11 protein-coding genes are annotated in these 18,789 nt (G+C 65.2%); 3 read left to right on the top strand and 8 right to left on the bottom strand.

Translation table 11 applies throughout. From position 1 onward, the window contains the following. Window positions 1-26: 26 nt before the first annotated feature. Window positions 27-1,469 (bottom strand): non-oxidative hydroxyarylic acid decarboxylases subunit C, encoded by a 1,443-nt coding sequence (locus tag PHA29_RS03720; protein ID WP_270403457.1) that lies wholly within the window; start codon window positions 1,467-1,469, stop codon window positions 27-29. Between the two features lie 291 nt (window positions 1,470-1,760). Between PHA29_RS03720 and PHA29_RS03715 the strand changes: the two genes are divergently transcribed. Continuing rightward, window positions 1,761-2,702, top strand: a complete 942-nt coding sequence (locus tag PHA29_RS03715) for a LysR family transcriptional regulator (protein WP_270403458.1) — start codon at window positions 1,761-1,763, stop codon at window positions 2,700-2,702. A 196-nt stretch (window positions 2,703-2,898) separates the two neighbouring features. Here PHA29_RS03715 and PHA29_RS03710 read toward each other — a convergent pair whose 3' ends face one another. The 3 genes from PHA29_RS03710 to PHA29_RS03700 form a co-directional block, all read right to left on the bottom strand. After that, on the bottom strand, window positions 2,899-4,041 hold the full coding sequence (locus PHA29_RS03710; protein ID WP_270848159.1) for an SLC13 family permease: 1,143 nt from the start codon (window positions 4,039-4,041) through the stop codon (window positions 2,899-2,901). Between the two features lie 66 nt (window positions 4,042-4,107). Next, window positions 4,108-5,103: a DUF389 domain-containing protein gene (locus PHA29_RS03705; protein WP_270848158.1), complete on the bottom strand. Its 996-nt coding sequence runs from the start codon at window positions 5,101-5,103 to the stop codon at window positions 4,108-4,110. Window positions 5,104-5,118: 15 nt separating this feature from the next. Next, entirely contained in the window at window positions 5,119-5,553 is a 435-nt protein-coding gene (locus PHA29_RS03700) for a MarR family winged helix-turn-helix transcriptional regulator (RefSeq protein WP_270403461.1), read from the bottom strand. A 159-nt stretch (window positions 5,554-5,712) separates the two neighbouring features. Between PHA29_RS03700 and PHA29_RS03695 the strand changes: the two genes are divergently transcribed. After that, complete coding sequence (locus PHA29_RS03695; RefSeq protein WP_270848156.1) at window positions 5,713-7,428, top strand: MFS transporter; 1,716 nt, start codon at window positions 5,713-5,715, stop codon at window positions 7,426-7,428. A 212-nt stretch (window positions 7,429-7,640) separates the two neighbouring features. Beyond that, window positions 7,641-10,964 (top strand): NPCBM/NEW2 domain-containing protein, encoded by a 3,324-nt coding sequence (locus PHA29_RS03690; RefSeq protein WP_270848155.1) that lies wholly within the window; start codon window positions 7,641-7,643, stop codon window positions 10,962-10,964. 235 nt (window positions 10,965-11,199) lie between these two features. Here PHA29_RS03690 and PHA29_RS03685 read toward each other — a convergent pair whose 3' ends face one another. From PHA29_RS03685 to PHA29_RS03670, 4 genes are all read right to left on the bottom strand, one after another. Then, window positions 11,200-12,816, bottom strand: coding sequence for an MFS transporter (locus PHA29_RS03685; protein WP_270848154.1), 1,617 nt, complete (start codon window positions 12,814-12,816; stop codon window positions 11,200-11,202). Between the two features lie 107 nt (window positions 12,817-12,923). Continuing rightward, on the bottom strand, window positions 12,924-13,889 hold the full coding sequence (gene bsh / locus PHA29_RS03680) for a choloylglycine hydrolase (protein ID WP_270848153.1): 966 nt from the start codon (window positions 13,887-13,889) through the stop codon (window positions 12,924-12,926). Between the two features lie 282 nt (window positions 13,890-14,171). After that, on the bottom strand, window positions 14,172-18,332 hold the full coding sequence (locus tag PHA29_RS03675) for a transglutaminase domain-containing protein (protein ID WP_270848152.1): 4,161 nt from the start codon (window positions 18,330-18,332) through the stop codon (window positions 14,172-14,174). A gap of 138 nt (window positions 18,333-18,470) precedes the next feature. Then, window positions 18,471-18,647 (bottom strand): response regulator transcription factor, encoded by a 177-nt coding sequence (locus PHA29_RS03670; protein WP_270848195.1) that lies wholly within the window; start codon window positions 18,645-18,647, stop codon window positions 18,471-18,473. Window positions 18,648-18,789: the final 142 nt, after the last annotated feature.

The raw sequence follows: 18,789 nt of genomic DNA, 5'->3' as shown, positions 1-18,789 counted from the left end.
ACGTAGATCGAAGAAAAGGCGGTAGGTTACTTGGCGCCCATCAGGTCCTTGATGATCTTGCTGTAGTCAGCGGTCTTCGCAGGATCCTTGAGCAGCTCGACGGAGCGCTTCATGGGCTCGGGATCGACCGGCGTGGTGGCGTCGATGATGAGCTTGGCGGTGATGCCCGGAATCTCCTCGGTCGGGTTCAGCGGCATGCCGGCGCAGTTGGGAACGACCTTGACGTCCTTGTCGGGACGGACGCGCGTGGAGAGCGCCCACATGACCTGATCGAGGTCGAAGGGGTCCACGACGTCATCGACGACGATGACGTTGTGGCAGTAGGGCATGCCGTGAGGGGTGGAGAGCAGACGGAAGGCGGCGCCGGTCGCCTGGCCACCGTAGCGCGGCTTCATCGAGATGATCTCGGTCATTCCGTGGGTGTACATGGCGTTCACGGCGACGATCTCGGGGAAGTCGACCTTGAGCTGCTTGTAGATGGGCACCGAGGTGTTCAGCGCCATCAGGTAGTCGATCTCGGACCAGGGCATACCAAGGTAGAGGTTCTCGAAAATCGGGTCGGTGCGATAGGTCACGTGCGTGATCTTGGCCTCGCACTGCAGGCGCGAACCGGAATAGGAGCCCGGGAACTCGCCGAAGGGGCCCTCGACGGTGCGGACGCGCGGCATGATGTAGCCCTCGAGGACGACCTCGGCGCCGGCGGGCACATAGAGGTGATCATAGAGATCGGACTTGACGATGTCAGCCGGGACGCCGCCGTTGAGGGCGCCGACGAACTCGTACTCGTTCTGCGTGTAGGAGATGGGCGTCGAGGCCATGAAGGTCACGAGAGGAGCGTTGCCCAGGGTGATGCAGACGGGGAACGGCTCGTTCTTCTTCTCGGCCTCCCACAGCTGCTTGGCGATATCGTGCATCGCCAGGCACTGCATGCCGATGCGGTCCTTGCCCTTGACCTGGATGCGATACGTGCCGACGTTGGTCTTATCGAAGTTGCCGACATCGGAGGGATCGGCGGTGATGATGGAGGCCTTGGAGATGAAGCAGCCGGCATCCTGCTCGTTGATGCGGTAGAGCGGCAGGAGCTCGAAGAGGTTGATGTCCCCCTCCTCGATGGTGTTCTCCTTGCACGGGGCCTCATCGCGGGAGACGACGTTGGGTTTGACCGGGAAGAGATCCCAACGGCGGTTGAGCTCGAAGAACTGATCCTTGGTGGAAGTGTTCTTGTCCATTCCCATCATGAGCGCGTGATTGGCCCAGGAGCCGTGGACGTTGGTGACGACCTTCTGACCCTTCGGGTAGCCGTTGATGTGCTCGAACATGACCGCGGGGCCGTTGGGGATGCGGCTGGCGGCACGGCCGGCGGCACCGATCTCGGTATCGGGGTCCACCTCATTGGTGATGTGGACGAGTTGGCCCTCCTCCTCGAGCACCTCGAGGAACGAACGGAGATCCTGATAAACCTTAGGCATGGAGACTCCTTTCCTTAAAGTCCAGATGTGCCTTGGCCATATCTTTATCCGCCCGAGACGGTGTTGGAGATTCGCCTTGTTCATCATGAATTTCTAAAGTGGAATAACGCAGGGTCAGGCTACAATACGTTGAAAAAAGGGAAAGACACGAGTCCAAAGCGGCATGTTAGCATGCCGTATGTGCGGTGATTTCCTCGGCGAACGGTCTACGCGGCTATGAACCGCAGGAAATAATAACCCACTGTTCGATTCTTCTGATGCATGCCGCAAAGGAACCGAAAGAGGCGGAGCATGGACTTTAGAAAGCTCGAATCGTTCTTTACGATCGCCAACACCGGCAAGTTCGTCGACGCGGCAGACAAGCTCTTCATCTCGCAGTCCTCCCTTTCTAAGCAGATGTCTCAGCTCGAACGGGAGCTCGGCGTCAAGCTGTTCAAGAAAACGAGATCGGGGATAGAGCTCACCCAGGCGGGACGCGACTTCTACGGCTACGTGCGCAAGGCGCTACCCGAATATCAGCACGAGGTGGCGCATCTGCAGCAGTACAAAAGGGAATCCACCTTCGTCCTCTCCATGGGCGCCCTGCCCCTTACCGAGGAATACGGGTTCGCCGAGTGCTTTGCGTCCTATTGGGTGCGCAACACGTCGGTTCAGATCAAATTCTACGAGCGCAACCAGAACGACCTGCTCGACAAGCTCAAGCGGAACAAGATCGACATCGCGCTCGCCCGCACCGATTTCTTGGATGAGGACTGGTTCGAGCACACCGATATCGTCCAAGACGAGCTCGTCTTGGTGTGCCCCTCCGACCATCCCCTTGCCGAACGCGAGCGAATTGACGTAGGCGAGCTCAGAAACGAGCGCTTCATCCTGCTCGAGGAGCAGTCCGAGGTGACCAAGATGTTCCTCAGCGCCTGCAATGCGGAGGGATTCAACCCAAATTCCCCGTTGCACCACACGCGACACCGCATGCTCATCAAGGCGGTCCAGCATCACATGGGGACCTCGGTCCTCTCGCGGCGCCTGGTGACCACCTATCAGGCGACCGATATCGCGTGCATCTCGTTCGACAAGCCGCTCTACTCGACCATAGGCTTCACCTGGCTTCTGGGAGAGCAGCCGTCTGCGATAGCCCAGCGCTTCATGGACTACGTCAAAAGCGATTTCGCGAAACGGTACCATCTCCATGAGGGACGGGGTGGCGCGTTACGGCTGCCCGCCACCGAATCGTAGCCCAACGCCCCCCGTCAGCCGCCCGCCCCATCCGCCAGACGCAACCGTATCCGGGGCCCGCGACGAAACCTGAAGGTTCGCGCTTCCGAGCGCGCTCCGGGCGCTGAAGCGAGCCTGCAGGCAGCCCCCAGACGGGAGACGGCAGCCGTCAGGCCCCGATACGGAATAGCGCCGTCGCCGCGTCCGCGCAGGCGGGCTAGCCCGCAACGAGGCACACGGCAAGCAGGGCGACGAGGAACACCAGGTTCCATGCAGTGAACAGCGCCAGATAGCGCCCCTTCGCGCGAGGCAGGGCGAGCGCGACCTGCTTGTAAGAGATGAGGCTCGCCATCGAGGCGATCAAAGTGCCCAGCCCGCCCAGGTTGACCCCCACGATGAGTGCGGACCAGTTCGAGGTAAAGCCCGAAAGCAAAATGGCAGCCGGCACGTTTGAGAGCACCTGACTCGCAGCGACCGACACGGCGAGCTCGTGCCCTTCCACCATCTGCGCGATGAGGGCGTCGACCGCTTCGACGCGGCCCATGTTGCCCACGAAAACGAAGAAGGCGACGAACGTGGCGAGCAAGGCGTAATCGATGTGCGCGATCGCCCCGCGATCGGCCACCAGGCCGATCGCGACCGTTACGACGACGACAACCTGGAATGGCAGGATTCGCGCAACGGAAAGCAGCGCGAAGACGAATGCGACGGCCCATGGGACGATGCGCGCCCAGGGTATTCCCGCGGCGTCCGCACCGGGCCCCTCGGCCCCCGGCGAATCGACGGGAACCCGCGCAAAGAAAAGAACCGAAAGCACGATCAGGACGAGAGCGGCGACCGTATAGGGCAGCATGAGCAGCAGGAAACCGGAGAGCGACAGATGGGAGGCGGAATACAGGTACAGGTTCTGCGGGTTTCCCACCGGCGTGAACATGCTGCCAAGATTAGCCGCCACCGTCATCATCACCACGGTGAAGCACGTGAGTCGCTCCGATCCCAGCGGACGAAGCGCGAGCAGGGCGAGGGGGACGAAGGTGACCAGCGCGACATCGTTGGTGATGAGCATGCTGGAAAAGAACGCCAGCAAGGAGAGCACGAGGCTGAGCCTGCGCGGAGAGCGCGCGACGGCCAGCAGGTACCGGCACACCGCGGTGAACACACCGAGGCGCGTGAGCCCCGCCATGATGACCATGAGGCTGAACAGCATTCCGATCGTGCGAAGGTCGATATAGTCCAGGTACCCGGCATCGGGCGGAACCACGGCGCACGACAGCGCCGCGAGCACGACAGCCGCCGCGAGCACCGGATCGCGGCGCACGAGCTCGCCCAAGCTGACCACGCTTCCACGCAGCAGCGACATTGCCCACATCCTTCCCGTCGGCGTTGTTCAAAGCCGCAAAAGTATACGACTAGATCGCGCGGCGCATCAGCCTTCGCTCGTCTCCTCAAAACGGACGGCAACGGAGACGCGACCGAACTCGACGCCCTCGCGATCGAGCTCATCATCAAGATCGCGCGCAGACGGCGCATCCCCCGAACCCGACACCTCGATAAACAGGTCATCGCCCACGATGTCCATTTGCGAGATGCGGTAGCCCGAGTCGCCCGCCCACTCGACGGCGACCTCGCGGACGGCGCGGTCGCGCTCCGCCGCGCGCGCGACGCGCATGCTCGCGCCGCCGAGCAGCACCACGAGCGCGACGACCGAGATGGCGACGAGGACGTACCACATGGTCCGAGATCGCTCGTCTGCCGCCGTCAGCCGCTTCGAGCCCAAGCCCATGAGAAGGAACACGATCGCGCCCATGGCCTGAATCGCCACGTAGTTCGTGAGGAACAGCGTGAAAGCGCCCAGGGCGGCGGCGTACGATCCCTCGAATAGCCCCGCGCCCACCACGCACAGCGGAGGAACGATCGACGCGGATATCGCGACTCCGGGCACCGCATCGGGAATGTCGTTGCGCATCGCCGCGAGAGCGGCGACGAAGCCGGCGGCAAACGCGATCGTCATGTCCACCAGGCTCGGCGAGATTCGAGAGGTGACTTGGGAATTCGTCTCCATCGAGATGCCCGCCGGGATTATCGCCGCCACCGCGAACGCGACCGCAACGACAAGCAGCATGCCCAAGGCGGTCTGAAGAAACGTCCGCACGGCATCGGAGGGACGCCCCACGGCGGCGGCGAGGGCGGTACCGAGCATGGGCGACATGAGGGGCGCGACGAGCATCGCGCCGATCACCGTCGTCGCAGAGTCGGCCGCTATGCCCGCCGTGGCGATGACGGTCGCGGCAACGAGCCGCAAGATAAAGGAAGAGTACTGCCGGAGAGCGTCATCGACCACGACGAAGGTCGACCGCTCGGCAGATTCGAGCACGGAGAGGTCGAGATTGCCTCCCAGCAGCATGCGACTCACCCTCAACATGAACATCCCTCCCGATCAGTCTCCCTGTTCGATCGTGGTCTCGGCGGCGAGCGTGAGCAGGCGACGAAACTCCGCCCTGTCCTCCTCGCCCATAGCGCTCGTCATGCGGGCGAAGCACTCGCCGACGTGCTCTCTGACGAGCGGATACACCCCCAGCGCGCGCTCGGTGGGCCTGATATCGTAGGTCCGCTTGTCCCGCGCGTTGGTCGAGCGCTCCAAGAAGCCTGACTCCTCCAGCTTGGCGAGCGTCTTTGCCACGACGCTCTTGTCCAGCCCGAGGCGCTTGGTGACCTCATCTTGGGTCAGCGTCCCGAAGTCGCACACGATCAGGATCACCACCGCCTGGGCGGCGGTGAGCCCCAAATCGGCGCAGGCGACGTTGAGCCAGATATGCGACTTGCGGTATAGGACCGAAATCGACTTGAACGGATCGTCCATGGTGCTCGTCATGCAATCGGCCTCCTTATGCCGGAGCTAGATTATACGCTTCGGTGCAGACGCCAAATTGGTGGCAATTGCAACTTGATATTGACTGGCGCAGCGGCCTTCCTATCCTAATTTGGTGGCAATTGCAACTATTTATGGAACAGAGAGGAAGTCGTGCCCTATATGGAGAAAACCAACAAGATATGGAACAGGAGATTCGTTCTCCTGTTCATAACCAACCTGCTCGTTCTGGCGGCGTTCTACGCGTCGATCCCCATCATCCCGGTCTACTGCCAGCAGATCGGCATCACGGGCTCGGGCGTGTGCATCGTGCTCACCGCGATGTCGGTCGCGACGGTGCTGTTCCGTCCCATCGCGGGCTATCTGCTCGATAACTTCAATCGCTACCGCGTCTACCTCCTCTTCCTCGCGATGTTCTGCATCGCGTTCCCGCTGTTTCCGGCCTTCCCGTTCTTCGGGGCGCTCGTGGCGATCCGCCTGTTCATGGGGGCGGTCTACTCGGTATGCGGCTCGGCGACGATGACGCTTGCCGGCGACGTGCTCCCAATGAACAAGATCACCGAGGACATCAGCCGCTTCGCGTTCACCATCTCCATCGGCATGGCAGTCGGCCCGTTCGTGGGCATCCAGGTCCAGAACCACCTGAGCAGCACCGCCTCGTTCCTCACGGTCTTCGCGATCTCGGTCGCGGCGTTCATCTGCGTCTCGTGCTGCCGCATCAGCTATCCCAAGATCAAGCGTCGCAAGTTCTCCCTCAAGGAGTCCATCTACAAACCCGCGCTGCCGTTCATGGGCAACATGATGTTCCTCATGATTCCCTACGGGGCCGTGATCGCCTACTCCTCCATCCTCGCGCAGGAGAAGGGCCTCAACGACGTCATCCCCTACTTCTACATCTGCCTCGTAGCGGGCATGCTGCTGTCCAAGCTCTCCACGCAGAAGATGATCGACGCCGGCAAGCACCGCATCCTGGTGTTCATCAGCATCGTGATCCTCATCCTCACCATGGCGAGCTACGCCTTCCTCCAGACGGGCGCGCACCTGCTTGCCGCCGGCTTCTTCTTCGGTCTTGGATACGGCATCCTCCAGCCGCTGTTCCAATCCTTCGTGACCGGAACCACCCCGCCCGCCAAGCGCGGCGTCGCCAATGCGACCTATCTGCTGTCATACGATATCGGCATCGGTATCGGGTCGCTGCTCATGGGCTTTATGCAGGAGAGCATCGGCCTCACCAACGGCTTCGCGCTCACCGCGATCGCCTACGTGGTGGGCTTCATCATCTACCTCGCCTTCGTCGACGGCTACTACAACCGCCTCAAGAACTCAGGTGGCGAGCCCAAGGTATCGCCCGACGCGCTCTCCACGTTCATGGAGCGCGAGGTCTACACCCTGCCCGAAACCGCCACCGTGCGCGAGGCCCTGTCCTTCTTCGCCGCAAGGAAGATCAGCGGCGCGCCGATCGTCAAGGGAGACGGCGCCGTCGTCGGCTTCATCAGCGACGGCGACATCATGCGCTACCTGCGCACCATCGACTACACCCCCGTCTCGATGGGCGAGACGGTGTTCTTCATGGACGTCTTCCGCGATCCTGACGCCGAGTTCGAGCAGAAGCTCAGCCAGATCATGGACCTCAACGTGCTCGAGATCGGCGTCGACGAGCCGCTCACGATCCCCGCGAACGCCTCGCTCGAGGAAGCCTGCACCGCCATGAGCCGCGCCGGCGTGAAGAAGATGCCGGTGGTGGTCGACGGCAAGATCGTCGGCATCGCGTCGCGCTCCGCGATCACCCGATACCTCATCAGCAGGTACCTGGAGCAGACGGGGCAAGCCGCCATGCGGGCAGGCGATCTGTCTGCGGCCGCGCCGCGAAACGCGTAGATCCGGTTCTCGCCGGCCGCCCCCAAGCCGTCCCCCCCTCGGAAACGGCCCCTTCCTCCGGAAGGGGCCGTTTCCCATGCCGCGGAGACCGGAGGCCCGACCTCCGGGCATCGTAAATGTTGTGTATTTTGCAACATATAGGAGGGAGCTGCTAGAATCGGGCACCGCCCCCCGGGGCGTCGGATATCACCCTCGAGCACGCGGAGAAGAGCATGAGAAGCCCATCCCCCGCCGCCCGTCGCGCGGCCGTCGCCCTTGCGGCGATCACGACCATCACCGTTGCCGGCCCGATCGCCGCCATCGGTATCGAGAGCACCCCGACCGCGGCAGCCTTCGCCATCGAACGCGGCGCAACCGTTGACGCGGGATACGCCCAGCACCTTTCCGACCGTGAGCCAACCGGGTACTCTGTGGGCTGGGGCAAGCTGTACCTCGACGCGAGCTATGACGGAGAACCCCTCTCCCTGCTCGCAGACGGACGGGAGCGCACCTTCGATACGGGCATGTTCGCGCACGCTCCGTCAACCATCTGCTACAACGACATCCAGGACTACGGCTACGAGACATTCGAGTCGTGGGTCGGCGTGGGGGCGTCGGCGCGCGCGGACGGCAAGAGCGCCCGCGTCGTGTTCAAGGTCGTGGGAGACGGCGAGGTGCTCTGGGAGAGCCCGGAGATGACCGAGCTCAGCGATGCGGAGTTCGTCTCGGTCGACATCTCGCATGTGCGGGTCCTCGAGCTTGTCGCCGAAGCGACGGATAAGGGCGCGCACCCCAACAACCACACCATCTGGGCGGACGCCTCATTCGGCAAGCCCGAGGCGACCCCCTGGCTCTCCGCATCGGACAAGGAGTTCGCCATCCCCGATCAGGTGACTCCCGAGAACATCCTCGAGGGGGTCTTCGCGCGGACGCTCTCGGGCGATCCAGGCTCCACCGACGAGCCGGTCAGAGGTCCCGCCGGGACCCTGCGCAACGGCCGAGAGGGCAACGACCTCTCGAATGAGGTCACCTACACCACCGACTACATCGCCGGCGAGACCGGAACGTTTAACGTTACCTACCGCGTCGAGGACGGCGGCGGCCTCGTGCGCGAGCGCACCGTCAAGATGACCGTTCGCGACAGGGAGCGCACGAAGCTCGACGCTGACCTCGACTATCTCACGTCGCCGTTCGCGAGCTTCCTGTACACCGGCCGCGACTACCTCGACGAGCAGGGCAAGGCCGCCTTCGACCTCTCGGTCAGCACCCTCCTTGACTTCGGAGACAACGTGGACGCCTATCCGTTGGTCACCCGGTGGGGCGAGAGCGTGTACCGGATCGATATCGACCTGTACGCCGCCGGCATCCGCGTATCCGCCGCAGACGCCGCCTATCTGACCTCCACCATCCTGGATAACGAGCCCCGGTGCTTCCACGTCAAGGACTGGGAAACCTCCGTCTCGTCCAAAAACGGCCTGGCGGGAACCGTCTCGTTCTTCGTCCCCGAGCGCTATGGGCAGAAGGACGGCGACGGCGAGGTGTACTACCATGCGCGGCTGCTCGCGACCGAGGCGAACGCCACGCGGTTCCTCTCCAACCAAAAGGACGGCATGACCGACGCGCAGCGCCTGCGCGCCGTGCTGTACCCCTATGCCGACTGGATCAGCTACAAGGGCGGCCAGATGATGGACGAGGCGCTCGCCGACGGCCAATCGGTCTGCGGCGGCAACGCGCGCGGAAGCGCCTACCTGTGCCAGCGCATGGGCATCAAGGCGTACTGGGTGCGAACCAACAGCCACGCCTGGAGCAACGTCAAGCTCAACCACGATGACAGCGGCGCGAGCGAGGGACGCTACTACCGCGTCGACCTTCTTGCCCGCCCCGGCTGCTTCCTGTCCATCGACGCCGCACACGAGGGCTTCCACGGCCATCACAAGGAGATCTTCTTCGACCGCGCCAAAGGCTACCCCGACATGGTCTCCGAGGGCTACCCCTTCGCATGGACGTCGTGGCCGAGCATCTCCCTTACCGCCGAGGAGTCGATCACGGTGCTCGCCCCCGAGGACGCCGCGAGCTTCGACGCCATGAGCCTCGTCTCGTCTGCGACGAGCATCTACCAGGGCGACCTCATCGACCGGGTGACCGTTGACGACGGAGGGCTCGAGGAGGACAGAACCGAAGGGGGATTCGCCGCGGGCCTGTACAAGATCGTCTTCTCGGTGGAGGACGACCGGGGCAACACCGCGAACGCGACCGCGTACGTGCAGGTGGTCGACGGCGAGGTCGCCGCCGCAGGCGCCGACAGCGTGACGAGCAACAACGGGGCGACCTTCGAGGGTGTGAGCCTGTGGAACGGCCGCTGCGAGGTCCCCTACGCCGTGGGCATCCGCCAAAACGACACCAGAAGCACGACGTTTGACATCGAGGGCAAGGGCTACACCTACTTTGACGCCTGGGTCGGCATCAACGGGACCGTTCGCCAGAACGTCAACTGGGGCATGAACGGCAAGATCCAGCCCGAGGTATGGGCGACCATCCGCAAAGAGGACGGCTCGACCGAAGAGGTCAACCTGTACACCGGGCCCATCATGGGGTGGTACGCTGTGCAGGAGCACGTGCTGGTCGCTATCCCCGAGAACGCGGTCGCGATCACCCTCAAAAACACCGACAAGGGGGCCGGCAACAGCCATGCCGGCTGGGGCAACCCGCGGTTCTTCACGGGCGATGTGCTGGACGAGGTTCCCGTGCCCCCCACCATCACGGGCATCGAGGACGGGGCCACCTACTCCGCAGCGGTAACGCCCGTGGTCGAGCGGGCCGATTCGGTCGAGCTCTACCGCAAGGAGCTGCCCGTCGTCGTCGACACCGAGACGGGCCTGCCCGTCGACGCCGAGGCGGGCGATGAGGTGGCGACCAGGGCTGCCGCCGACCCCGACTGGGGCGAGCTCGTAGAGGGGTATCGGGCGGGCGATGAGGTGGACGCGGAGGGCGTCTACACGCTCGCCGCCTCCAACAAGTACGGACAGCAGACCGTCGTCCGCTTCACGATCGACCTCGATGAGCCCGAATCCGGAGACGGCGGCGAGGGCGATACCGTCCCGCCCGCCGAGGGCGACGGGGCCGGGGACGAGAGCGAAAGCGGCAACGAAGACGGCCAGGAACCCGGCGACGGCGACAGTCAAAACCCTGACGGCGACGGCGACGGTCAGAGCCCCGGCGACGGCGAAGGCGCGGGCAACGGCGAGGATGCGGGCGACGGCGAGAACGAACCGGATTCCGGTGAGGACACGGGCTCCGACGATGAGGAGACCCCGGACGCCGGAAACGACCAGCAGCCCGACGACAACGCGAAGCAGCCTGCAGGCGATCAGGGCGCAAATGAGGCCCCCGAAGATGGGGACACCGTCCGCGAGGAGGAGCGCGAGGATTCGAAGGCAGACGACGGGAAACTCGCCCAGACCTCCGATTCCCCCGTCCTTTTGGCTACAATCGCCGCGACGGCAGCCGGTGCCGTCTTCTTGGCGATGAGCCGCGCGGCCGATAAAGCCCGCCGGTAACGGCCTCCAGCGCCGTCGTCACCTTCTAAAACTAGGAGGTGGCGGCATGCAAAGGTCCGTAGCGCCGCCCCTCGAGACGGAGGCCCGCCTCATCGGCGTGACCAAGAGAACCTCCCTCGTCCCTCCCGCATGCACCCGACAGCGCCCCGCCCCGCAGTTCAATGCGGGGCGGGGCGCCCTGCGTTTCGGGTTCGCCGCGACGCTGCGGGCATCGCGCCCTATCCGTCAGGCGGCATCAGCTCGCGCTGCCGGCACGAGACCTCTCGGTGCCCTTCCCCTCCGCCTCGGCAGCCTGGTCATGGCTGGTGATCTTGATCGCCGGCGTGGAGAGAAGACCGAGCAGCACGATCGCCGCACCGACCACGTAGGCAGCGCGGGTGGCGTCGTAGCGCGCAGACGCCTCGATCCCCACGAGCTCGGCGCGCTCCCCGGGCGTCATGGAAATATCCGCTATCTGCCCCTCGAACGCTTTGCTGCTGCCCAAGTCGATATTGAGGCCGGCAAGCTGGCTGGTCACCTGCGGGGAAATGGATGGATCGGCCATCGCCTGGGTGCGTACGGTGTTCGTGATTCCCAGGAGCAGGACAGCGCCCAGGAACGCCACACCGAGGGCCTGGCCGACGTTGCGCATCGTGCTCTGGATACCACCGGACTGCGAAGCGTCGCGCTCCGGAAGGGCAAGCGCGACGACGTTGCTCGCATGCGATGACACCGAGCCCGCTCCGACGCCGGCCATGAAGGCGCCCAGGTACACGAGGGCGGGCACAGACCCCTGTGGCGTGACCGAGAGCGCCATGATGAGAAGCGCCGCGGCCATGGCGACATAACCGACCTGGATCACGTGGCGCGGGTTCGCGTGCGGAGCGAGCTTGGGGATTCCAAGCGCGAGCGCGAACGTGGGGACACCGGTGACGATCGAGATGGTTCCCACCGCGATGGGAGACCATCCGGCGACGAGTTGCAGGTAAGGTGCCATGAGAATGGACTGAGCGCCCATGAAGAAGAACATGATGGCGTTCGCCACGAGTCCGGCGAGCACCTGAGGAGTGGTGAGGAAGGATTGCGGCAGCAGGGCCACGCCGTTTTTGCGTTCCACCCCACGCTCCACCCTGATAAGAACCGCAAGAAGCACCAGGCCGAGCGCGGCGAGCGGCAGCGCGGGAGATATCCCGAGCACCGTGAAGGGAGCTCCCTGAAGCGGCTTTACGAGGCCCCAAGACGAAACGCTCGAGATGCCGATAAGGAACAAAAAGAGTCCGGACGCTGCGAAGGCGACACCGAGGCCGTCGAACTTGAGCCTCCCACCGTCCTGCGCGATGGGCGGCAGGCTGAACGATACCGCGAACACCATGACGAAATACACGCCGAGCACGAAGAACGTGACGCGCATGCCCGCCGCCTCCATGACGACGCCGAGTATGAGCGGCAGCACCGCGGAGAGCCCCGAGGCCGCCCCGATGCAGCCGAACGCGACCGTGCGGTTTGACCCCTTGTACAGCAGGGGGATGAGGCCCAAAACCGAGGGGATCATGAAGCTCGCCCCAAAGCCCACCAGCACGCGGCCGATCCAGATGAACACGAACATGTTGGGCGCCACGGCGAGCACCACCTCGCCCGCGGCGCACAGGAGCGCGCCGGCGCGGAACGTGCGCTTCCAGCCCAAGATGGTGCCCATGAGGCCGCCGGCGACCATGAAGGCACCGCCCACGAGCGGATAGATCATATTGGCGAGCTGGATATCGGAGGTGGTGGCGCCCAGGTCGGCGGTAAGCGCCGAAGCGGCAAGCGACAGCGCCCCGCTGTCGCCCGTAGCGCCCATCTGGGCAAGGATGAGGACGATGATGGGCAGCACGAGGAATCTCTCCCCGGCAGAAGCGCTCCGCCCATCTGAAGCGGCGTGTCTGGTCTGCAAATGAGCGGTCATGTGCATTCCCCTATCAAATCGTTTCGGAATCGCATCTAGGCCGCCGGCGGCACGACCACGGGCTCGGCGCCCGTCAGGTCCACGGAGGACAGCGGGTATGCACGGATGGTGGGGTCGTCGTAGACCGCATGGTAATAGGTGAGGCTCGCCGCGGAGAAGCAGCTGGTGTACAGGGTTTTCTCGCAGGATCCGTCAGCCATCTTGGCGCACCCGTCCGGCACGGCGACCGATCCGAGGGTGCGGAACAGGCGCACGACGTTGGCGCGCTCCTCCGTCTGCATGGGATAATGGCTGTTCACGAACGCGACCTTCACGAAGCGGGCAGGACCGCCGTAATCCCCGGGCATTCCCTGCATGCCCATGCCCGAACCGAAGGGCGCCAGCGCGGCGCCGCGCCATTCGACATGGGCGGGCTCCTCGTCGTCGAGCATGAGGTAGTTCCTGAGGTTGGTGCGCTGCCACCCGAAATCGGGTTCGTTGGTGAGCACGTCGACGTCGTTCTCCCAGATGTGGAGCCCGTCTTCCATGCACTCGACCACGATGCTGCCCGTCGCGTCGCCGATGATCCAGTGGAGGTTCGCAACGGGGAGCCGGTCGTTGACCGGCTTCGCCACGACGTTCACCCCCGCAAGGGCGGACCGAACCTCCTCCACCGTCGAGAACGTGCGAGCGATCCAATAGGGGAACTCATAGGCGGCGACGTTCACCGACCCCTCGTGCGCCCGCTGAGCATAGCGCGCACTTTGGGGAAAGTTGAGACCCGCGACGGCGAGCCCGGCATCGTTGCCGCAATCGAAATAGAGCGGAATGCCGTCGACGACGATCCCCATGCCGATGACGGCATGTCCCACCTTCGGGTCGCTGGGGCGATCGAACGCCGCGGGAACCCGAGCGGCGGGAGGCGTCGCCACCACGCGCTCGCCGTAGCCCTGGGTCCAATCGAGATTGCGGCCGAAGAACATCTTCCCGTCCGCGTCGTTAAAGCGAATACCCGTGCACATCGTGCATCTCCTTTCCCGTCCGGCCTCATACCGGGACCGGGCGCACTTACTAGGTCCGCTTCTGTTACCCGTTGCACCCACGGGATATCTCGAGGATTCCTTAGGCAATCCTTAAGGTATCAAACCCGGGTCCAAAGGCTGCCCGCGCGGTCCGTGCCCCCCTTCGGCAGGCGGGGCGAACCTCCGGGCAAACGGGACCACAAACGCAAGGAGGGGGCGCGGGATCACCCGCGCCCCCTCCCCGTGAAGCCATTCCGATCGGGAGTGTTCGGATATGGGCGGCTACGAACGGCGTCGGAACCTTATCACAGCGCCCGCTGCCGCAGCGAGCGCTGCGGCGATAGCGGCAACACCTGCGACCGGTACGTCGGAATCTGCCTCAGCCGACGTGCTCGCCTTGGTCGACGCGCTCGCCGTAGCCGCATCCTCATCCTGCACCGCCTCATCGCGTTGAGCGTCGGTGCCCGTCGAGGTCGATGAGGTGGACTCCGCGGCAGCGCTTGACGTCAGGGATCGGGACGCCCCCTCGTTTCGGCCGTTGTCGGCAGTCATTTCCCGCTGCAGCGTGCCGGCTGATGACGGAACCCGATCTTTGTGGTCCTCGGTTACCGAACCGGCATCGTCGGACTCGGACGTCCCATCGTCAGTCTCCGTGGAGCCGTCCTCCAGCCCCGTCGAATCGTCGCCGGGCTGGTCCTCATCCCCGGGCTGCTCCTCGCCCTCGCCGGGCTTCTCCTCGTCTCCCGGCTTCTCTTCGTCGCCGGGCTGGCCCTCGCCATCATCGCCGGGCTGCTGCTCCCCGTCGCCGGGCTGTTCGCCATCATCGCCGGGTTGCTCGCCCTCGCCGGGCTGGCCCACATCACCAGGCTGCTGCTCGCCCTCGCCATCTGCAGCGGCAAGGGCCTCGTCGAGAAGATCGGAGATCCGCGACGCATCGACGGACGAGATAAGGCGGCGCACCTCTCCTTCGAGGGCACTGAGGCTGTCGGCAAGATCCTGGAGCGGCTCGACCTCGTCCCCGGTCACCGGGTCGGGCAACCCGTCGACCACCGCCGCGGCGCCCTGGGACCAGGCGGCTGCCGCCGCGAGGGCCTCCAGACCGGAGAGCCCATCGGCGGCAGCCTCGATCTGCGACCGCGCAATCGAGGCCACGAGCGCGCGGTCGGCCGCCCCCATGCCCTCGGGAAGCATGTCCGCCAGACTCTGCAGGCTCGCCGCATCGATGGCCTCGCGCGCCGCCGCAAGACGCTCGACGGCATTGGCGAACGAAACCGACCCCTCGAAGACGCATGCGAGGGCGCGGGCGTGCTCGGCGCGCCAGGCCGCCTCCAGGTCGGAAGCCCGCTGCGCGGTCGTGGGCGTCGCGTCCAGGCGCGCGAGGAGCGCCGAGGCCATCCGATCCACCTCGTCGGCCGTCGACGCCTCCCCCATCGCGGCGAGGGCGGCGTCCGCCTCGGTGCGGGCGCGCTCCAGATCGTAAGCGGTCACAAGACCGGCCTCCGCCCGGGACGCGAGCTCGGCGAGGGCGGAGTCCGCCTTATTTGCAGCCGCCTCGAGCGACTGCTCGAGAGCTCGATCCCCCACGGTGACGGAGTAGGACAGCTCATAGCCGAACGCCGTCGCCTCGAACGTGTAGGTACCGCGCGCGAGGCCGTCGCCCGCCTCGGCCTCGGAAGCAAGCTCCCAGGAATATGCAGGGACCGCGGTGCCGGGAACCGGCATGGACGAGCCGGTCGCCGTGAGGTAGGAGAAGTCCACCCGGGGCCTGCCCTCCCCGTTCACATAGGCGATAAGGCCCTCGAGGGTGCCGCCGGCGTCGGCGACGTCTGCGGCCCCCGCCTCGAGCGATGCAGGGGACACGACCTCGTATGCCGTATACGCCCCCGTCGTGCGCACCAGATAGGCGTGCTTGCCCGCCACGGGCGCCGTCCCCGACACAGCGCTCATGCCCGCACCCTTCAGGCGCACCCATGGGTCGACCGTGAGCTTCCCGCCGTTCATCACGGCGGCGCCCGTGCGAGAGGAGACGGTCGACTGGGCGCCCGCGGAATTGGCGATCCTCAGCGAGGCGCCGCCATCCACCCGCAGCGCGGCCGCCGACGGGCAGGCCAGCCCGTAGCCGTTGAGATCTATGACGGCATCGCGGGCGACCGTGGCCGTTCCCGCGAGCTCGATATCGCCCCAAAGGCGAATCGTCTGTCCCTCTTCGGCGGCGGCAAGGGCCTCATCGAGCGAGTCGAAGCGCCGGGAGGCGTCCCCGTCCACCACCTCGACGAGCCCGGCGGAAACGCCCGGGCATGCGTCGACGGAAAGCGTCGGGTAGCCCAAGCCGTAGCGCAAAGCGGGGCTTTTCGATGCGTCATGGTTGGCGCCAAAGGCCTCCTTACCCGCAAGGGACGGCGCGGTGACGGTACCCGAACCCACCAGCAGATAGGTCTCGAGCGCAGGGGCCGAGGCGGAGGACGGGTCGTTCCAGGTGGGGTCGACGGCGTACCATGAGCCGTCGACGTTCACGTAGTTCCAGGCGTGCTGCTCGCCCGAACCGTTTTTGCCGTTATACGCCCATCCCTCCACGTAGGCGTTCTCTATGCCCGCGCGATCGAGGAGCACCTTCATGGCGGTCGCGTAGCCGTAGCACACCGGCCCGCTCGCCGCGTCGTTTGCGCTCAGGATCCCGCTCGCCGCCGTGCGCGAGAAGTTGGAGGCGCCCAGCCCGCTGGGGTTGTACACGTTGTTGGCGCAAAGCCACGAGTTGAAGTACCTCACCGCGAGCAGCGGATCTGCCGGCGCCCCCGCCACGACCTCGTCAACCCGGGCCTCGAAGCGCTCGCGGTAGCCGGCAAGGTTCTCGGCAGTGAAGCCGTCCACGAAGTACGACTCGCCGGTGACGCGCGGCGCCAGGGCGAACCGGGACTCGCCCGTCTCCTCCCATGAGAGGCGCGAGTAGTCGATCCAGAAGTACTCGGGATGGTCGCGCAGGGCGGCGAACAGCGCCCGGTCGAGCGAGCGGTCGAGCCCATCGGGCGCATATACCTCGAGCGCGCCGGGATCGCCGGGGTCGGTAAGACCGCCGAGCTGCGAGACGATCTCGTCGTAGAGCGCGCGCTCATCCCCGGAGAGCTGGGAGCGGAAGTATCCGCTCGATTCGGCGACGGGCTCCCATACGGCGTAGAGCGTCACCGTCTCGCCCGTATCCTTGGCGCCGGCGATGTTTGCGACCTCCTGGCCGTCGCCGTACACCGCTTTTCCGTCAGGATCCTTCGCCCAGCCGGCGAAGCGGTACCCAAGGCGGCCAAAAGAGGATGCGGGCAGCGCCTGGGCGCCGTCGTCCCAGGTGCGCGCAACCGGCTCCATCGTCCCGTCGCCGCCGTTGGCGTCAAAGCGCACGGTATAGGCGTTGGGCGTCCGCTTGACGTAGAGCGTCTGCCCGTCGAAGGGAATGTATACGCGATCGGCCACCGTGGAGGGCGTGATGCCCGTGCCCGGTTGGAAGTCGGCGGTGGTGTACCATTCCGGCAGCGTGGAGGTGTACCCCTTGTACTCGTCGAGCTCCGAGATCACGAACGAGTCGAAGGAGCGCCCCTCGATCTTGGGAAGGACCACCTTCTCGAGCGGGTTGTTGTTGCCCACGAAGCCATCCGACTCGAGCTTGGTGTTGTGGCTCAGATCGATGACCTTGAGATCGTTGTAGTCCAGGTGGACAAACTTGAGGTTGGGGAGCATCGACACATCGACCTCCGCGAGGCGGTTGTCGAAGATCTCGATGAACTCGAGCTTGGTGTTGTGCGAAAAATCGATGCTCGTAAGGCAGTTGTTGCGCAGGTACACCGTGAGCAGCTCGGGATTTCCCGACAGGTCCGCCTGCTCGATGTAGTTGCCCTCGAAGTCGATGAACGTGAGGTTGGGGAAAAGCTCGATGCCCGTGATGTCGCGGATGCCGAGCCTCTTGGCGAGGATCCCGGTCACCGCCTCGCGCTCCTCGCGCGTGAGCACCCCGTCGGCACCCGCCCCGCGAAGGCTGGCGGGGTCGAGCACCCAGGCGCGGAAGGCGGCGTCGGGAAACGACGAGGCATCGACGGCAACGTCGCCTTCGGCCAGCGGCGCCTTCGCGGCCCCATCGGCGGAGACGTCAGAGCCCGCCTGCTCGTTCCCGGAGTCGGCATCGGGGGCGGACGGTTCGCCGGCGACCGACGAGCCGGTCGGGGACGCGGGGTCGGAAGCCGTGCTCGACGCGCCCGCCGCCTCGGCGGCGTCGGAGGGAGGCGCGTCGACGGGCGGGGTCTGGACGGTTTCGTCTTCGGGGGATGCCCCCTCCTCGGACGGGGACTCGGGCTCCTCCAGCGCCTCGAGCTCGGCGGCGCGCGCGATGGGCGCGGGCACCGCCATCGAGAACGCGAGCGCCGCGGTGACGGCGGGACGCAGCTTGGTCATGGTTCGCTTCATGGTCTTCCTCTTCTCGGAATAATTGATATGATTCGAGTATCAATTATTCCGAAAAGAGGGGCTCGCGCAAGCTCTCCCACGATTCCCTACCATTACTGCACGAGGGCGCCACATATGGGCTCCGGCCACACGGCGCGATCACGACTGCCAGAAATAAAGGATCAGGTCGTCGCGCTTCTTCTTGTCGCACTTCACCAGCAGGTTGTGGACATGGGTCTTCACCGTCCCCAGCGCAAGGAACAGCTCGTCGGCGATCTCCTGCTTGCTCTTGCCCTGTAGCACCAATCGGAGCACCTCGGACTCGCGCTTGGAGATCCCGTTGCGGTCGCAGAACTCCTGGAGATGCTCGTCTCCCGCCTCCCGCCGACCTGGCCGGTACCCCGGGTCGCTCCCAATTCCTGACCGTCATCTCCACGGTCATCTGCGTCGTGTTCGTGTGCGAGGCCGCCGCCCCCGC

The organism is Candidatus Collinsella stercoripullorum, from assembly GCF_027669965.1.
GTDB classification, from domain to species: Bacteria; Actinomycetota; Coriobacteriia; order Coriobacteriales; family Coriobacteriaceae; genus Collinsella; species Collinsella stercoripullorum.
The sequence above is the reverse complement of the archived record's forward strand: the minus strand, read 5'-3'. Positions and strand labels throughout refer to the sequence as shown.

What these genes read in the sequence shown, in the direction of transcription:
- PHA29_RS03720 (WP_270403457.1), bottom strand. Translation starts at nt 1,469, where the DNA reads ATGCCTAAGGTTTATCAGGATCTCCGTTCGTTCCTCGAGGTGCTCGAG.
- PHA29_RS03715 (WP_270403458.1), top strand. Translation starts at nt 1,761, where the DNA reads ATGGACTTTAGAAAGCTCGAATCGTTCTTTACGATCGCCAACACCGGC.
- PHA29_RS03710 (WP_270848159.1), bottom strand. Translation starts at nt 4,041, where the DNA reads ATGTCGCTGCTGCGTGGAAGCGTGGTCAGCTTGGGCGAGCTCGTGCGC.
- PHA29_RS03705 (WP_270848158.1), bottom strand. Translation starts at nt 5,103, where the DNA reads ATGTTGAGGGTGAGTCGCATGCTGCTGGGAGGCAATCTCGACCTCTCC.
- PHA29_RS03700 (WP_270403461.1), bottom strand. Translation starts at nt 5,553, where the DNA reads ATGACGAGCACCATGGACGATCCGTTCAAGTCGATTTCGGTCCTATAC.
- PHA29_RS03695 (WP_270848156.1), top strand. Translation starts at nt 5,713, where the DNA reads ATGGAGAAAACCAACAAGATATGGAACAGGAGATTCGTTCTCCTGTTC.
- PHA29_RS03690 (WP_270848155.1), top strand. Translation starts at nt 7,641, where the DNA reads ATGAGAAGCCCATCCCCCGCCGCCCGTCGCGCGGCCGTCGCCCTTGCG.
- bsh (WP_270848153.1), bottom strand. Translation starts at nt 13,889, where the DNA reads ATGTGCACGGGTATTCGCTTTAACGACGCGGACGGGAAGATGTTCTTC.
- PHA29_RS03675 (WP_270848152.1), bottom strand. Translation starts at nt 18,332, where the DNA reads ATGAAGCGAACCATGACCAAGCTGCGTCCCGCCGTCACCGCGGCGCTC.